The 16,003-nt window shown below is 55.2% G+C and carries 15 protein-coding genes and 1 pseudogene; all 16 read right to left on the bottom strand.

The genetic code is table 11. The features are described 5' to 3' along the window. Position 1: 1 nt before the first annotated feature. The gene (locus IDH41_RS15620; RefSeq protein WP_190862594.1) at positions 2–2,263 is read right to left on the bottom strand and encodes an ATP-binding cassette domain-containing protein; all 2,262 of its coding nucleotides are present in this window, start codon (positions 2,261–2,263) and stop codon (positions 2–4) included. Between the two features lie 157 nt (positions 2,264–2,420). Beyond that, entirely contained in the window at positions 2,421–2,819 is a 399-nt protein-coding gene (locus tag IDH41_RS15615; RefSeq protein WP_190862592.1) for an SRPBCC family protein, read from the bottom strand. Further along, on the bottom strand, positions 2,816–3,145 hold the full coding sequence (locus tag IDH41_RS15610) for an ArsR/SmtB family transcription factor (RefSeq protein ID WP_190862590.1): 330 nt from the start codon (positions 3,143–3,145) through the stop codon (positions 2,816–2,818). Before IDH41_RS15610 ends, IDH41_RS15615 begins: the two co-directional genes overlap by 4 nt. A gap of 226 nt (positions 3,146–3,371) precedes the next feature. Beyond that, entirely contained in the window at positions 3,372–4,382 is a 1,011-nt protein-coding gene (locus IDH41_RS15605; RefSeq protein ID WP_190862588.1) for an NADP-dependent oxidoreductase, read from the bottom strand. Between the two features lie 232 nt (positions 4,383–4,614). Then, entirely contained in the window at positions 4,615–5,049 is a 435-nt protein-coding gene (locus IDH41_RS15600; protein WP_190862587.1) for an SRPBCC family protein, read from the bottom strand. A 91-nt stretch (positions 5,050–5,140) separates the two neighbouring features. Beyond that, complete coding sequence (locus IDH41_RS31955; RefSeq protein ID WP_317890756.1) at positions 5,141–7,270, bottom strand: GMC family oxidoreductase; 2,130 nt, start codon at positions 7,268–7,270, stop codon at positions 5,141–5,143. A 222-nt stretch (positions 7,271–7,492) separates the two neighbouring features. Continuing rightward, a pseudogene (locus IDH41_RS15590) lies at positions 7,493–8,440 on the bottom strand (phage baseplate protein). Positions 8,441–8,619: 179 nt separating this feature from the next. Next, complete coding sequence (locus IDH41_RS15585; RefSeq protein WP_190862585.1) at positions 8,620–9,180, bottom strand: DinB family protein; 561 nt, start codon at positions 9,178–9,180, stop codon at positions 8,620–8,622. A 194-nt stretch (positions 9,181–9,374) separates the two neighbouring features. Continuing rightward, positions 9,375–10,160 carry a methyltransferase domain-containing protein gene (locus IDH41_RS15580; RefSeq protein ID WP_190862584.1) on the bottom strand — a complete coding sequence of 262 codons (786 nt, stop codon included), beginning with the start codon at positions 10,158–10,160 and terminating at the stop codon, positions 9,375–9,377. A gap of 108 nt (positions 10,161–10,268) precedes the next feature. Further along, positions 10,269–10,934: a PspA/IM30 family protein gene (locus IDH41_RS15575; protein ID WP_190862583.1), complete on the bottom strand. Its 666-nt coding sequence runs from the start codon at positions 10,932–10,934 to the stop codon at positions 10,269–10,271. Between the two features lie 16 nt (positions 10,935–10,950). Beyond that, a complete protein-coding gene (locus IDH41_RS15570; RefSeq protein ID WP_190862582.1) occupies positions 10,951–11,490 on the bottom strand; it encodes a hypothetical protein in 540 nt (179 codons plus the stop codon). A 170-nt stretch (positions 11,491–11,660) separates the two neighbouring features. Continuing rightward, positions 11,661–12,173, bottom strand: a complete 513-nt coding sequence (locus tag IDH41_RS15565) for a hypothetical protein (protein ID WP_190862581.1) — start codon at positions 12,171–12,173, stop codon at positions 11,661–11,663. Then, a complete protein-coding gene (locus IDH41_RS15560) occupies positions 12,170–12,643 on the bottom strand; it encodes a hypothetical protein (RefSeq protein WP_190862579.1) in 474 nt (157 codons plus the stop codon). Before IDH41_RS15560 ends, IDH41_RS15565 begins: the two co-directional genes overlap by 4 nt. Positions 12,644–12,852: 209 nt before the next feature. Continuing rightward, the gene (locus IDH41_RS15555) at positions 12,853–13,617 is read right to left on the bottom strand and encodes a sugar phosphate isomerase/epimerase family protein (protein WP_190862577.1); all 765 of its coding nucleotides are present in this window, start codon (positions 13,615–13,617) and stop codon (positions 12,853–12,855) included. A 2-nt stretch (positions 13,618–13,619) separates the two neighbouring features. Beyond that, positions 13,620–14,684: a Gfo/Idh/MocA family protein gene (locus tag IDH41_RS31950; protein ID WP_190862574.1), complete on the bottom strand. Its 1,065-nt coding sequence runs from the start codon at positions 14,682–14,684 to the stop codon at positions 13,620–13,622. A 351-nt stretch (positions 14,685–15,035) separates the two neighbouring features. Further along, a complete protein-coding gene (locus tag IDH41_RS15545; RefSeq protein WP_190862573.1) occupies positions 15,036–15,950 on the bottom strand; it encodes an AraC family transcriptional regulator in 915 nt (304 codons plus the stop codon). Positions 15,951–16,003: the final 53 nt, after the last annotated feature.

Here is a 16,003-nt window from a genome sequence, read left to right as displayed (position 1 = left end):
CCTACTCATCCATCAAGTATTTGCCCGTTATCGACCGCTCCGCATCGACAATCTTCGAAGGCGTGCCTTCGAACACGACCTGGCCGCCCTTGCTTCCTCCGTCCGGTCCCATATCGATGATCCAGTCCGCTTTGCTGATCACCTCGAGGTTATGCTCGATAACGATCACCGTATTGCCGGCATCCACTAAGCGGTTCATAATCTCCATCAGATGACCGATATCCGACATATGCAGACCGGTCGTCGGCTCGTCCATCACGTAGATGCTGCCGTTCTTATGCAGCTCGCTTGCCAGCTTGATGCGCTGGCATTCTCCGCCCGAGAGCGTGCTGAGCGGCTGGCCGAGCGTAATATAATTCAGCCCCACGTCGCTCATCGCCTGAAGCTTGCGCACAACCTCTTTGAGCTCGAAGAAATCCAACGCCTGCTCTACCGTCATCTCCAGCACTTCCGCAATGTTCTTGCCGTTCAGCTTGTATTCGAGCACCTCTTCCTTGAATCGCCGGCCTCCGCATCCTTCGCATGGCAGCTTGACGCTGTCAAGGAAGGCAAGGTCCGTATACACGACGCCCAGCCCCTGGCAGTTCTCGCAAGCCCCCTTGGAGTTGAAGCTGAACAAGCCTTGATTGACCTTATTCGCGGAAGCGAACGCCTTGCGCACATCATCCATGATGCCCGTATAGGTTGCGGGATTCGAGCGTGTCGACACGCCTACCGCCGATTGGTCGATGACGATCGCATCCGGATGCCGGCCGAGAAATACTTCGTTAATGAGCGTGCTTTTGCCCGAGCCGGCGACGCCGGTAACGACGGTCAGCACCCCGGTCGGAATATCCACGCTAACGTTCCGCAAGTTATGCAGAGTAGCATCCTTGACCGACAGTTTGCCGGACGGCTTCCTGCAATTTTGCTTCAGCTCGAGCGGCCGCTTCATATGGGTGCCTGTCAGCGTATCTGCCGCAAGCAAGCCTTGGTAGCTTCCTTCATATACAATGGTTCCGCCTCGGCTGCCGGCATGCGGCCCGACGTCGACGATATGATCCGCCACCTTGATGACATCGGGATCATGTTCGACGACGATCACGGTATTGCCCTTGTCGCGCAGCTTCTGCAGCAATTCATTTAACCGGTGTACATCGCGGGGGTGCAAGCCGACGCTGGGCTCATCGAAGATGTAAGTGACATCCACCAGACTGCCGCTCAGATGCTTCACCATCTTGACGCGCTGCGACTCGCCTCCGGACAACGTATCCGTCTCCCGGTCCAGCGTCAAGTAGTCCAGTCCGATATCGACCAGATGCTGCAGCCGCTCCGACAGCGACTTGATGACCGGCGCCGCAACGGGATCGTCAATCTCCCGAACGACGCGGAGAAGCTGCCCGACCTCCATGGAAGACATCTCCGCAATGTTAAGTCCGTTGATTTTGCAGCTAAGCGCGGCCTGACTCAGTCTCGCGCCGCGGCAGCTTGGGCAGGAGCCTTCCGTAATAAACGGCATGACCGTTTTTTGCGTACGCTCTGACTTGGCTTTCACATCTTGCTTGATGTACTTGTTGGTGAACTTCTCGATGACGCCTTCCACGGTAATATTCATGGCTTTGCCTGCAAAATCCATCTGCACTTTCTTTGCCTTGGCGTACAGCAGCTCCTCCAGCTCTTCATCCGAATAATCGCTCAGCTTCTTGTCGAGATCGAGATTCCCCGACTGCACGATCATATTCCATTCCCAGCCGCCGACCGAATAGTCCGGCAGCATAATAGCCCCTTCATTTAACGATTTTGACATGTCCACCGCCTTGCTCATGTCGACGCCCAGCCTGCGGCCGATCCCGTTGCACTCGGGGCACATGCCCTGCGGATCGTTGAACGAGAACAGGTTCACCGGTCCGACGTGAGGCTGTCCCACTCGCGAGAAGAGAAGACGGAGAATGGGAGAAATATCGGTAATCGTGCCCATCGTGGAATGAGATCCGCCGCCAAGCCGCTTCTGGTCCACAATAACGGCCATGCTCAGGTTCTCGATCGCGTCGGTATCCGGTTGGGGAACGCGGGGCAGGAACGTGCGCACGAACATGCTGAAGTTCTCGTTCAGCAAGCGCGTGGATTCCGCGGCGATCGTATCGAAGACGATCGAGGACTTGCCGGAACCGGATACCCCGGTGAAGATCGTAATCTTCCGCTTCGGAATGCGCAGGGATACGTTCTTGAGATTGTTTTCCCTCGCACCCGAGAGTACGATATACTCCTGATTGATTTCGCTCATGCTTTACCATCCTTCCGAACGTGTTCATTTCTGCATCAACATAAACCGGCTGCAAACGAGATGCAGCCGGTTTATGTTGATGCGGGTCAAGCGCGGTTCAACGATCGTCTCCATTCCTTTCGCAATGGGTAACGAGTTGATATTGGTTTGATGAAGGTTAATGGGCCAACAGCTTTTCAAGCTCGCCGCACCAATTGCTCCAGCCATATTTGGCGCCTGCAAGTCCTTGAGCATTCGAGATTCCGGTTTGTTCGAGATGGAGGTTAACCTTTCCTTCCCCTAAATCCTGGATCGTCCAGTTGACCGTATGCTTCTCGTCTCCGACGGCCCAAGTATAGGACAAGCGGCTCGGCGGATCCACGATCAGCACTTCGCCGTCAATTATGCCGTCCCAATATTCGTTCGGCTGCGATCGAAATTGAAAACGGTGTCCTACGACGGGCTCGAAATCGTTTTCCAGCACCCACTTGGCAAGCTGCTTGGAATCGGTTAATGCGGACCACAGCTTCTCAATCGATGTTTTGTATTCAAAATCCAATGTTAAGGATAAGCTCATTCTTCTTCCTCCTCTAATAACAGGTTTAAGCGCATCATATTCGTCGCCCAAAACTTGCTGTAAAAGGCTACCCAGTCCTGCACTTCCCGGAGCGGGGAAGCATTCAGTCTGAATCGCGTCTCTCTGCCGACTTTTCGGTCAAGTACCAGTCCGGCCTCTTTCAGTATTGTCAAATGCTTGGATACCGCCGTCCGGCCCATTTCAAACTGTGCCGTTAACTCGTGAAGCGGCAGCTCCTCCGACTTTGCCAACAGCTCGATCAGCCGGCGCCTGGTTGGATCTGCAATCGCGTCAAATACATCCCGCAACTGGTTGTTATCGCTCACAACACCCTCTCCTAAGTTTTTGGATGTTCCCCAATTGGACACCATTTGGTGACGATTTGATTATAGGACACCGTTCGGTGTCGTGTCAACTTTTTTTTAGACGCCACATCTAACTGGTCAGTCAGCTGTTTTTGTCAATTCTTGATAGTATGTCCCATTTGGCTTCTTGGCGACATGTCAAAAAAGCCTCGGCGCAATATGGCCGAAGCTTCTATGATCACGACTCTCAATCCGGAATTTTCACGAGCAGCTTCCCCGTATTTTCGCCGGAAAACAATCCGGAGAACGCTTTCGGCGTATGCTCAAAACCGTCAATAATATGCTCTTTGTATTTCAACCTGCCTTCTTTTATCCAACCGCTTAACTTCTCCAGCGCCTCCGGAAATTGCGAGGAGTAATTTGTAAAGGAGAAGCCTTGCATAAGTGCGCTATTTTTTACAAGGAGCATGCCGATCCTCGGTCCCATTTCAGTTCCGGTCTGATTATACTGAGCGATTTGGCCGCTTATCGGTATCCTCGCACCAGGATTTATTAGCTGAAGAACGGCATCGGTAATCGTGCCTCCAACGTTGTCGAAATAGACATCAACCCCGTCAGGAGCCGCTTTTTTCAATTCTGCAAGCAATTCGGCGTTCGACATTCGATAGTTGATCGTCGCATCAAATCCGAGTTCATTTTGCAAATAGGCATTTTTTTCGGCTGATCCCGCTATACCAATTACTTTTGCTCCAAATAGTTTGGCGATTTGTCCCGCCAGCATGCCTACCGCTCCGGCAGCTCCGGAGATAACGACGGTTTCGCCGACTTTTGGTTTGCCTATTTCCGTTAATCCGAAATAAGCCGTTAATCCGGAAATCCCGAGAACGCCAAGCGCGGTAGAAACCGGCGACAGATCGGGATTAATTTTTGTTAATGGCTCAGCGTCAACATTCGCGAACGTTTGCCAGCCCCAAGCACCTGAAACAAAGTCGCCTGATTGAAATAGAAGACTTGTCGATTCGATCACTTCTCCTACCGCAAGGCCTCCGAATACTTGACCCAATTGAAAGGAAGGCCCCACGAACTCCTCTTCGTTCATCATGTTGCGCAAATAAGGATCTAAGGACAAGTATCGGGTTTTTACAAGAACTTCATTCTGGTTAAGAGCAGGAAGCGAAGTCTGCACAAACTCGAAATTCGTTTCATCAGGGCGGCCCATGGGCCTGCTCTTTAATACAATTTGTCGGGTAATCGTCATCTTGGACAGCTCCTCTTCCGCTCGTGGCCAGCACACGACGGATTCGTTTTTAGGGGTTTACGGTAAGTATAACGGATCGCATGAATGATTGTTAGAGCGCAAAGTTTTTGGACATAGTCCAGATCGATTGTCTAACTAACCGTTTATCCCGGCACATGTGGAAGAGGCTTGCAAAGTAAAAACGCATGCCGTTATCGGCATGCGCTTCCGCTTCTCGAGGCAGCTAAAGTTATTATTCTTCTTTATCCGATTCCGCATATTTCTTGAAATTGTCTAAAATCGCCTGCCATCCGGCTTGCTGCATCTCGACGGCGTTGGTTTCTTCCGCATCGAACGTTTCGACGACCTTCGTGTTCCCGTCCTGGCTGATGAACGAAATCTTAACGGTTCTGCCGTCGGACATCGAATAGGCGATGCTCTCGTTGATGATCACCTCGTCGTACACGCCGCCGAAATCAAAGCCGAAGCTGCCGTCCTTTGCTTCCATTCTCGAGGAGAACTTGCCGCCGACCCTCAGGTCGTTCTCGGCGAACGGCGTATGCCAATCTTCGGAAGCCGTATTCCATTTGGTGATGTGCTTCGGTTCATTCCAATAATGCCAGACGCTCTCGACGGGCGCGTGAACGATCGCTTCTACGGTGATCTTCACTGGGTTACTTGTTCCCATTGCAATGCTCCTCCTTCTATGAATCTATTATTATCCAATACTACCATGAACATTCAATAAAGTCGATATGTCTTATGAGCCATGTCGAGGCTCATCCGTGCTTCACGAGGCTATCCGACGTTCGGAAAGCAAGGGCGAGAATGGTCAGCACCGGATTGACGCCTCCATTGGTCACATGCACGGAACCGTCGCTAACCCACAAATTGTCGTATCCGTGCACGCGGCCCGTCGGATCCGTAACGGATGTCGCGGGATCGTTCCCCATCCGCAGCGTCCCCGCCTGATGCTGTCCGGCGCTTAGACCGCCGCCCGGACGGGTTCGCCATACCTGTCTGGCGCCAGCGGCCCAGAGCCATCTCTCCGCCTGCTCGCCCAGCATCTCCGCTGCCCGCAGCGATTCCGGATGAATGCTCCCGGAGAGCTGGGCGACGGGAATGCCGAATCGGTCCTTGATCGTCGGCGAGAGCCGCACCCTCGATTCGGGGCTCGGTATTTCCTGGATCGGACCTTGAATTTGACTGGTGCGCAAATAGCTGTCGCGCATCGTATGCTTGCCGGCGAGTCCCCATCTCGGCGCGTCCGGCGCCAGCGCCCGGTTCCAATGGATGAGCGGCAGCCGCGTGAACTCGTTGGCCAGCAGTCCGCCCCCGATGACGCCGCCTCCGTTGCCGTGGGCGAATCGGAGAGTGGCGATGCCCACGCCGGGCCCAAGACCATCCTGAACGGGATCATCGAACAGGCCGTAAGCGCCCGAATAGACATGGCCTTGCAAGTTTCTGCCGACAAGTCCGTTCCGGTTGCCGATGCCGTCCGGCTCCGCATCGCTTGCCGAATGGAGCAGGAGGCGGGCGCTTTCGATCGCGCCGGCGGCAACGACCACATGCCCGGCCCGCACCTGCCGGCGCCTCGCCCCATCTCCCGCCTGCTGCACGAGCCGCACTCCGGTGGCGCGTTTGCCGCCTTCGGTATCGATGCGTTCCACCATCGTATCGCAAATCAGGTCGCAGTTGCCGGTGGCGATGGCTCTGACGAGCATGGTGTTATGACCGCCGTTCTTGCTGTCGGTCGGACAAGCGAAGCCGACGCATTGGCCGCAGCGCACGCAGGCCGGTCGGCCGTCCCGTTCCACCGAGTTGATGAGCAGCGGAACCGCCCCTGCGTCCCAGCCAAGCTTCGCTGCCGCCTCTGCCAACCGCCGAGCCTCCAGCGTCATGGACAGGGCGGGCATCGGGTACGGCCGGCTGCGCTTCGCATGTCCGGGATGGGCGTTACCGTCGCCGGACACGCCGACTTCCCACTCGGCGCGCTCGTAATAAGGCTCGAGCTCCTCGTAGGCGATCGGCCAGTCGCTGAGCGAGCTTCCGTCCGGAACGCCGTAGCGGGTCGCCATGCGGAAGTCTTCCGGATGGAACCGCCACGCCTGCGCGCCGTACACCCTCGTCCCCCCTCCCACGGTCATTGCGTTATTATGGTAATCGCTTTCGAAAGGCGCAGTCACTCGTTCTTCCCCGGCCTCCGTCAGAATCGTTCGCGGATTGCCTTCGCGATCAGGTCCCGTGTTATGGCCGTATTTGCTCAAGCGATGGTTGCGCAAGTGGTCGCTGCCGACCTGGTTGTAGCCAAGCCGGCTCCCGCGCTCGACGACGAGGACGCTCATGCCCGACTCGGCGAGCGTAGCAGCAGCTACCGAGCCGCCCGCCCCGGCCCCTACGATGACGGCATCGTATCGTTCGCGCAGCTGGTGAATCGCACGCTCCGGCAATTCGGTTTCCGCTGCCGGCGTCTGGCCGCCCGTTGCAGGCCCCGGGCGATATCCGATCATGCGCCATGATTTCGCTTCGCGATTCCCGCCTGAATCGGGACTTCCGTAGTAGCCTTCGGCGACGAGGCTTAACAACTCGTTAAAAAAAGACGCCGAAGATACGGACCAATTCCGGACATGTTCCTGCTGGACAAGCCGCAGCAAGTCATCCTGTTCGCCGGCCGTCAGATTCGGGAACGGCCGGCTATAGCGGGACGATGCTTCCGCATCGAGCGCGCGAAGTCCGCTTTCCATCCGTTCCCAGGCCGCAGGATCCTCGCCCGCGCGACGTTCCAGATAAGCAAGAACGCCTCCATCGGTCGCCGACGGCCAGTCGTCCTCCGGAATGAGCCGGTTGGAGACCGCTTCCAATATCGACCGCAGTTCATTCGATATTTGCCTTTGATCATTTGCTTTCAATCGCGTTCGCCTCCCCATGCGACCATGCGGATGATTCATCGTATATGACAGACTCGGTATTTTAACCTTAAAATCAGTGTACAAGAGCCTGTCCTGCTGGGCAACAACATAATAGAATGCTATGAGTTCCGCTTTCAATCTCAATGAAAAAAACAGCCAACCGAAGCGCATAACGCCTCGATTGACTGTTTTTTTGCAACCGCGGTTCGCCGCATTCGGCAGTTATTGAAAGACGCGATCCGGAACATAATAAATTTTCTGTGTATCTTTTTTATTTACCGGGTCCGTAACGATCGTAAAATAAACGTTTCCGTTTTTTGTCTGGACGCCTACGATTTCATGATTGCCTACATTCGTTATATTGACGAGCGTTTTGTAGGCGCCCGTATTCGATATCATCGCAATTCGCGGCGTATCGCCCTCCGCGCCGCCCGACGTATAGATCTCCGTCCGATCGAGCATATCGGCACCTTGGAAAGAGCCGTTCGGTCTGACGATTGCGCTGCCCGATTGCGTAAAGCTGTCTACGCACGCGTCTACCGCCGCCGTACTGTCCATTCGCACCTGTTCATTGCCGTCAAGGAGCCGGTTGAGCGCTGCCGTATCGTAAATGGACCAGGTTACGGTCCCTTCCGCGGTTTGGATGCGGAAAAAGGTATACGCGCTGTTGCCGCCGCCATCCACGCGCTACGTCTTACCTAATCTTGCGCCGCTCTCGCTCGCGTAATTCATATAGGTGAAGCGATGAAGATCCGTATAATCGTATGTCGAGCCTGCCGAGTATTGAAGTCTTGCTACCTGAAGAGACCAGTTATACGACGTGGACGGATCGTCTTTCGAACTGAAGTAAAAATAATTGATGCCATTGTAGGTGTACATGTCCAAGGTTTGGCCATGACCGGAATTGGTGATGGTCATTTCGTCGACGTACGTGGCGTTGCTGCCGTTAATAAGCAATCTTGAGAGATAGACGGTTCCCCCGGTCCGCTGCGTCACATAAACGTACTTTGACGCGATGTAGGCTTTCTGAACGGCCAGGTTGTGCTTCAGCCCTTTGAGATTGTAAGCGAGCGTTGCCGAAGCGTTTACCGTTTTCTCGGGCGATGCCGCGAATACGGGCAATACGGACGTTCCGAACAGAATTGCTGCGAGAATGACGGACACGAACATTTTGAACGGCTTGTCGCCAATCCTAAACGCTTGTAATTGAAACATCAAACGAACACCTCCGCTATAAAAATATTGGAAGAAACGGATCGAACCTTCGCATGCAACGGACAACCTGATTATCCAATAATAACATTACCCAGTGAATAGTCTGTTTGAACCGAAAATGGTTAATTTTACGTTCAACCGTGACAACCGTTGTTATTCCGAGAGGCATAAAGAAACCGGCAATAACCGATTTCAGAGGCATTTTTCATAAGTTCAAGGTTCAGCCATGCCGCAAGCTCATGAAACGGTTTCCCGGTAAACGGCCATTTGGTTCGTTCAACGGCAAGCAGTTCGTCATCCGGCATTATCGCGAGCGCTGTCTGCCATTCCATGCGCAATTGGTTAATCCTCTTTATCGTCTCCTCGATATTGCCGGGACAACGCACTTCCTCGCGGGTCAGCGTTCCGTTTCCGAACGAATTGTCAAGCACCATGGACCACCAGAACGTAATATGCCAGGTTAGCCATGCGATGCTGGCCGGACCGATATCGTACGTTTCCGATTCCGGCCAATCTGCGCGCCAAACGCCTGATTCGTTCGCGACATGCAGTCCTCTAGCGGCAGGCCGCCAGCGATATTCTTCGTCGACCAGTCCGGTAAGATGGTAATCCAGGAGCTGCCAAGAAATTTGATGCTGGAAGTCCAACGAGCTCCGAATGTTGCTCACAGGAGTTTGCAACGGTTTATTCTTCATTTTTCACCCTCCTTGTTTTATCGTAACAAACAAATTTAATATTCGTTTGTTTATAAACAAACATTTTAATACAATGTTTGTTTATTGACAATTCCAATCTCCTTCGAGGCGAAAAAAAGCCCCCGCTTCTTCCGTCAATTACGGAAAAAGCAGGGACGATTAGACGCTCGCCCGAGTAAGGTGCCTTGGCGATCTCATTGCTCCGGATCCCTTTCCTTAACGGCCGCGATCCGCAGACGGCTCGTATCCAAGAACCACTGGCCGTCCCGCTCAAGACGAGGCTTCGCTTTGGACTCGATGGCGCGGTAGATCGATTCTTTGTCGGCAGGCGCGACGTCGTAGAAGAAATATTCGGCGAAACTGTCCAGCCAGCCGCGAATCCCCGCAGCGCCTTTGAGCGGAGACGGTTTATCGAAGTGCTGCGCAAAGGTGACGCGGAAGCCCGACCGCTCCAGCAGGCCGGCATATTCGCCGATGGTGGGCAAGTACCACGGAGTCCGTCCCGCCCGCGCATAGCCATGCGCTTCCAGCGCCTCCTCCATGGCGGAGGTCAGCGCGGCGAGATTGCCGCTGCCAGCGAATTCGGCCACGAAGCGGCCGCCCTCCCGAAGGGCCAGCCAGACGGAGCGGGCAACGGCGGCGGCATCGGGAATCCAGTGCAAAGCCGCGTTCGAGAACACGGCGTCATACGGGATTTCGGTCCGGTAGAGACGGGCATCGGCCGCCCGAATATCCAGCTCGGGGTACTTCCGTTTCGCCCGCATCACGCTTTCCTCCGACAGGTCGATACCCGCAGCTAGAGCGCCGGAGGCAGCGATCTCGGCCGTTAAGTCTCCATTCCCGCAGCCAAAGTCCAATATTCGCTCCCCGGGTCTGGGCTGCAGCAAGGACAAAACCTCTATTCCCGGTCGGGCGGTCACATCCGCCTTGCCGGGATAAGCCCCGGCGTCTCCTTGAAAGGTTAAATGCCGGTTCGGCATAGCCTCATCTCCTTATCCGTCCATTTTTATTATGGATTTAATGTATCCATAATAACTATAATATGTCCGGCAAGTCAAGCGGCTTTTCAAAGACGCGGAAGCGATCGATTATCCGGTTTGCTTCTTGCCCCGCGCGTCCTTAATACGCTTCAGCTCCGCCTGGATCTCCTCGTTCCGGTCGATCCGATCCAGCTCGCCCTGATGCGGAGCTGCCGCCCATCGCTTCGCCGAAGCCCCGGCCTCCAGCCGGCGCACGTTCTGTTCCAGCCGTTCGAATCCGCGCATGACCTTATCGGTCCGATAGGCCGGAAACGAGGCGGCGCCTTCGATAGCCCGCGCTGCTCTCGCTCTCGAAGCAAGGAAGTACAGCCTCTCCCGCAGTTCGCGATGCAATTCCTTCAGACGGACGATCTCCTGCTTCAACGCGCCGATATTCACCTGGATCGAGTCGAGATTTCGCGCGTAGCCTTCCATCAGCTTCTCATGCTGAAGCTTGTCCGCGATCGCGATTTCCGCGATTCGCTCCTCTTCCCGATCCACCGCCAATTCCGCCTGGCGCAAGCGTTTCGCGACGATTTGCGCCATGTGATCAAGAAGCGATGCCGTTTCCTGCTCCGCGGCGAGCTGGCCGGCAAGCGCTTCGTTCGTCTTCTCGATCCGCTCCTCGATCTGGCGCAAATAGAGCTGGGCCATGCTCACCGGATCCTCGCACTTATCCAGCATCCGATGCAGGTCGGCGGCCACGATTTCTTTTACCCGTTTGAATACTCCCATATGAATCTCCTCCTGATTATTTGAATGATTCCCTTGTCTTGCGCTCCCACTCATCGAGGTAGGTTCCGGTATCGGAAGACCGCCTCGTCAATGGCGCGGCATCCGCTCCGGCGTAGGATCCGCCGCCGATAAGCGGCGCTCCGCCGTAGGACGCAAGCGCGTCGATGCTTTTGTTTTTCGGCTTCCAAACGAGCATGGCGATCGCGAGCAGCGCTCCCCATATCGGCGATAACAGGCTCGCAAGCGCAATTCCAGCGGCTGCCGCGCCCGCGCCGCGAAGGATGCCGGACGACTTCGACCACAGCCACATGGCCGCCGCGAGCACCGCCAGCTTCAGGAACATCCATGCAGGCGCGAACCAATCCGCCAGAGTCGGATGATGTTCAATCTTCCGGAACGCCAGGTATGCGCCATGTCCGCCTCTACCCGGGCCGTGCGGAATGAACACGTAGTTGTTGGTATGGCCGAATAGCGCTGCGGCCTTTGCGAGCAGCAGTACCGCCGCGATGCCGGCGATCCCAAGCATCGCCCACCTTGCGATACGATTCGTTTTCAAGCTGCCACCTCCTCCCGTCACGTTTTATCGTACAAGCTAACGATAGAACGCTTGCCTGAAACGCAGATGAGTTCCATCTTATAGGAGAATAAAAATAGGCTGAAAACTTGCTGAAAGCAAAAGCGATAATCTTCGACGAATCAAACTCTCCATGCGGGGCGTCCCTCCTTTCATTTTGAATGCTCCATGCGATCTCGAGAAAATGCGAGCTTGTACAACGCCAAATGCAAGCTTTGCACGAACAGATAGACGGGAATTGAGTGTTCGATCCGATAACCGTTTTTATAGTGAAACACCCCCGCCAATGTCCCCAGCCATTCGATTCCGTAGCCGAATATCGTCCAAAGCAGGATGTACGACATGGTACCGATCCCGCCGATTCGCATCCTTTCATGCCAATATATAAACCAGTAACCGAACGGCATGTACATCACATAAGAGAATAGATCGAACAAGGTAAAGTTCGAATCGTCGCCGACGTCATAAAGATCGAGCGGCGGAACGGCGACCGTATGGTCCGCAATAAGCCCGAATACCATGCCGGCAAGCAAAGCATAACTCGTTTCCAGGGGCGATAAGATTCGCGGGAAAACCCAGATGAATACGGTCGAAATTACAAATGAGGCGATGACGAACCATTCGTTCGCATTGAACCCCTTGTCATAAGAGACTATATCTGTCATCGAACCCAACCTTCCTTAGAGGCCATAGCTTGAAACACCCATCCCAAGAGGAGGGTGTAAACCGACAGGCCAATTACAGTTATGACTTCCATCAGAATGCTCCAGCGAATGTCCGTAAGCACATCCGATATCCTAAGAGCGTACGCCGTCAAGAGCTGTGCGCCAATTCCGTAAATCACGAAGACCACCCGTGCCCGGAAGCGATCCGTTGTCCAAAATCCATTGACTAAAGCGAGCAAAATAAAAGTGATCGTAAAGTCGTTGTGCAAAATTAAAGCAATGAAATGGGGGGCATCGGTATTGATTTGAAAAAGCCCTAGCGTAAACGCAACGTAACTTAGTTTATTGGTCAATACGACCTCGATCGCCAGGAACAACAATAGATTAACCGCAAGCGGAAGCCTGCGCGGTACGCTCAAAAGAATATGGATACTGATCCAGGCCATAACGACGAAATAAACAACGATCATTTGCCCCCGTCCTTTCCGAACCCCGTAGTTAGAACAAGTTATTGCCAAAAAGGGAACGAATGAAACGATAGCCGTCCTGCCGCATATTGCGGTTTGTTTCTGACTGGCGCGGCCGGACGAGCGGAGCGGAGCGGCGTCAAGATGAAGCAAACAAAGAAGCGGCCGTTCATCCGGATGTTCCCGGTGAACGGCCGCCGTCCGCTTACGCGCTAAAGCAAGCCCTTCTCTTTCAAGTTCAAATAACTGACGGTCGCCGTCTCGATGCCGGTCAGGTTGCGGAGCTGATCCTGCTCGACGGTCATCCACTCGACCCCGATTTCCGTCGCCGCTTCGATGGACTCCTTGATGTTTACGACGCCCGTGCCGACCGCCGTCCACTTCCCAACCTCGTCGGTGCCGTAGACGTCCTTCAAATGGATGGCCGGAACGCGGCCGGCCATTTTGCGCAGGATGTGCGCCGGATCGGCGCCGCCAAGCGTTATCCAGGCGACGTCCAGCCGAAAGTAAAGGTTTCGCGGGTCCGTATGTTCGGCTAAAATATCCAGCGAGTATACGCCGTTAAACGTTCTTTGGAATTCATGGGCATGGTTGTGGTAGCAGAACCTTAAGCCCTCGGCCGCCATGCGGGCGCCCGCCGCGTTGTACAACTCGGCGTCGCGAAGCAGCTGCTCCCGCGTATCGATCACGTCCCACCAGAAGGTGACGTCCTTCGTTTGCAGCGAGAGGGCTTCGCGGATCACTTGATCCAGCTCCTTCTCGTCGCGCAGCTGTTCCTTGTTCACGCTATGGGTCGCCACTTCAAGCCCCAGCTCGCGAAACCGCGCGACATTCGACGCCGCATCGCCCTTGAGCAGCTCCGAGCCGCCTTCGATCCCCTTGTAGCCGATTTCGGCGACGCGCCGCATCGTACCCCAGAAATCCTGCTTTGCTTCTTCGTGAACGATTCCGATCAATCCGAGCTTTGGTCTTGTCATCGTCAGCCTCGCGCTCCTTCTTTCGCAAATTGGCCTCTCTCAAGCATCGTAATAAACGGGCTATCCGTAACGCCGGTAAGCGGCAGCTCCACGCGGGCGTTTTGGCGTACCGACTCGTAGAAAGCAAAAATGATTTCCGAGGCGCGAAGCGCCTTCCGATTCGATACTTCCGGCTCTTCGCCCGTCTCCAGGCAGTCGATCGCATGGCGGACGTAGCCCTTCATTTGATCGGACATCGAGGATAGCTCCATCTCGGGCTTCCACGACGGATCCGCGTAATTGACGCCTCTTACGATTTGGCCGTCCCACATGACCTCGATAAAGCCTTCGGTTCCGGTCGCCCGGACGCCGGCCCAAACTTTCGTCATATCCTCGGACGGCTCCCATGTATCGATGGAGCCGGAATAGAGGCTCGCATGGACGCCGTTGTCGAAGACGATCCCTCCGGACGCCCCGCATTCCGAAGGCACGTTGAACCAGTTGTACGTTTCGGTCGTATCGACCGCGCCCAGCACCGACTTCGCCGGCGTTTCATCCATGAAGCTCATCGCCTGGTCGAGCGTGTGGATGCCGCAGTCCAGCAGGTTCGGCGGCGAATACAGGTCCATCCGAAGCAGCTGCCCGATTTTCCCCTCCTTGATCAGGCGCCGCGCCGTCTGGTTCCCTTTGGCAAACCGGCGCTGCAAGGAGAACGTCAGCTGGCAGCCCGACTCATCGGCGATGCGGCCCATCTCCCGGCATTCGCCCCAGGTCGCGGACATCGGCTTCTCGCACAGCACGGCTTTGACGCCGGCTTCCGCGCAATCGCGAAATACCGGCAAATGCAGCGGCGTCCATAGACAAATAAGCACGACGTCGGGCTTCTCCCGCGCGAGCATCTCCTTATGGTCCGCGTAGATAGCGGCTTGAAATCCAAACTCGGCGTTCAGCGTTTCGGCAGATTGCCCCGAGATGTCGGACAATGCGACAACCTGGCACCTGCTGTCCGCTTGCACGCCGATCGCGTGCTCATGCGCGCGCTTGCCGCAGCCGATAAAAGCGACTCGATAGACGGATGGCTTGTTCACTTCGAAATCCTCTCCTTCAATCTCTTTCGTTTGGGATAGTGACGTCGGTTTCTTCCAAAACGCTTCGCATTGTTCCGCAGCTCTCCTCGATGTTGATCAAAGCGATTTTGCCTTGAACGAAACGTTTCGATTCATTAAGCATACATCATTATATAAGCGCTTTCAAGCCGTCTTTCTTCATGTCATTTATTAAATTATCGTCATATTCGATGGAGAAACGTTTCGATAACCTCGTCTGAGTCGTCAATAGCGACATGCCCGACCGGCTCGCCGGCCAGCTTTTCATTGAATCTGCCGCAGCGCTTCTTCCATGTGACGGACTTATGCGAGAGCCCTGAACGCGGCCGGGCGTTACCTTTCATCCCCATCCCGGACCGCGCCCCCCTCCCCTTCTTCTCTCAGCCGCCGTCGCCGCCGGTACGCTCCCGGCGTAACGCCCAGCTTGGCGGTAAACAGCCTCGTCATGTAATTGGGATCGCGGATGCCGACCAGCTCTGCGATGTCGGGAATGCCTAGCACCGTGCCGTCGAGCAATTTTTTGGCCTCCTCCAGGCGCAGATGCAGCACGTATTGAAGCGGCGTTTTGCCGATATGCTTCTTCATGCATCTGGCAATGTAACCGGCCTGGAAATGCAGCTCCTCCTCCAGCGCGGCCAGATCGAACGGTTCCCTCCAATGGCCGTTCAAGTACGCCGCGGCCGCTCGGGCCAGGCGGACTGAAGGCTCCGGCTCGGACATGCGCGCGCATTCCGCCTGAAGCGCCGCAAGAAGCTCGGCCAGCATGAGATGGAGCCTGAGCGCGTTCTCGCCGTTAAGGCGATTATGGATCTCGTTCATCGACCGCAAAATCGGCTCCAGCGCCTCCACGTCGACGGAGGCGAATTTCGGCATGTACAAGCGCTGCTGCGAAGACGGCTCCTCGTCCGCGACCGTCCCTTGGGACAGCAGCGACGACCATGGGATATCCTCTCTCCGAATAGGTTCCGGCGGGCGACCATGGATGAAATGGACCCAATAAATTTCCGTATCTTCTTCGCAGGGCCGATGCCCGAAATGCGTCAGACCCGCCTCCAGCACCAGCAGCTTTCCCGGACCGATCGCATATTCCGTATTTTGTTCCGTCATGTAGAGCGTCCCCCTCGTCACAAGCAGCAGATCGTATACGCCGAAGGCTCGGGCGAAATGTTGGTCTCCGGGCGGCCATACGGCATGTCCCGCCGTAACGAATTGGGGCAGCGGCGGAATGGCGAATTCCAGGCAAAGCATGTCGCATCGCTCCTGTCGCAAGTCAGTTTTGTGCTATTCAAAGTCTATATTAT

The organism is Paenibacillus arenilitoris, from assembly GCF_014705655.1.
Lineage (GTDB): Bacteria > Bacillota > Bacilli > Paenibacillales > Paenibacillaceae > Pristimantibacillus > Pristimantibacillus arenilitoris.
The sequence above is the reverse complement of the archived record's forward strand: the minus strand, read 5'-3'. Positions and strand labels throughout refer to the sequence as shown.

Coding starts and splice junctions, on each gene's coding strand:
- IDH41_RS15620 (WP_190862594.1), bottom strand. CDS start 2,263: ATGAGCGAAATCAATCAGGAGTATATCGTACTCTCGGGTGCGAGGGAA.
- IDH41_RS15615 (WP_190862592.1), bottom strand. CDS start 2,819: ATGAGCTTATCCTTAACATTGGATTTTGAATACAAAACATCGATTGAG.
- IDH41_RS15605 (WP_190862588.1), bottom strand. CDS start 4,382: ATGACGATTACCCGACAAATTGTATTAAAGAGCAGGCCCATGGGCCGC.
- IDH41_RS15600 (WP_190862587.1), bottom strand. CDS start 5,049: ATGGGAACAAGTAACCCAGTGAAGATCACCGTAGAAGCGATCGTTCAC.
- IDH41_RS15585 (WP_190862585.1), bottom strand. CDS start 9,180: ATGAAGAATAAACCGTTGCAAACTCCTGTGAGCAACATTCGGAGCTCG.
- IDH41_RS15580 (WP_190862584.1), bottom strand. CDS start 10,160: ATGCCGAACCGGCATTTAACCTTTCAAGGAGACGCCGGGGCTTATCCC.
- IDH41_RS15575 (WP_190862583.1), bottom strand. CDS start 10,934: ATGGGAGTATTCAAACGGGTAAAAGAAATCGTGGCCGCCGACCTGCAT.
- IDH41_RS15565 (WP_190862581.1), bottom strand. CDS start 12,173: ATGACAGATATAGTCTCTTATGACAAGGGGTTCAATGCGAACGAATGG.
- IDH41_RS15560 (WP_190862579.1), bottom strand. CDS start 12,643: ATGATCGTTGTTTATTTCGTCGTTATGGCCTGGATCAGTATCCATATT.
- IDH41_RS15555 (WP_190862577.1), bottom strand. CDS start 13,617: ATGACAAGACCAAAGCTCGGATTGATCGGAATCGTTCACGAAGAAGCA.
- IDH41_RS15545 (WP_190862573.1), bottom strand. CDS start 15,950: ATGCTTTGCCTGGAATTCGCCATTCCGCCGCTGCCCCAATTCGTTACG.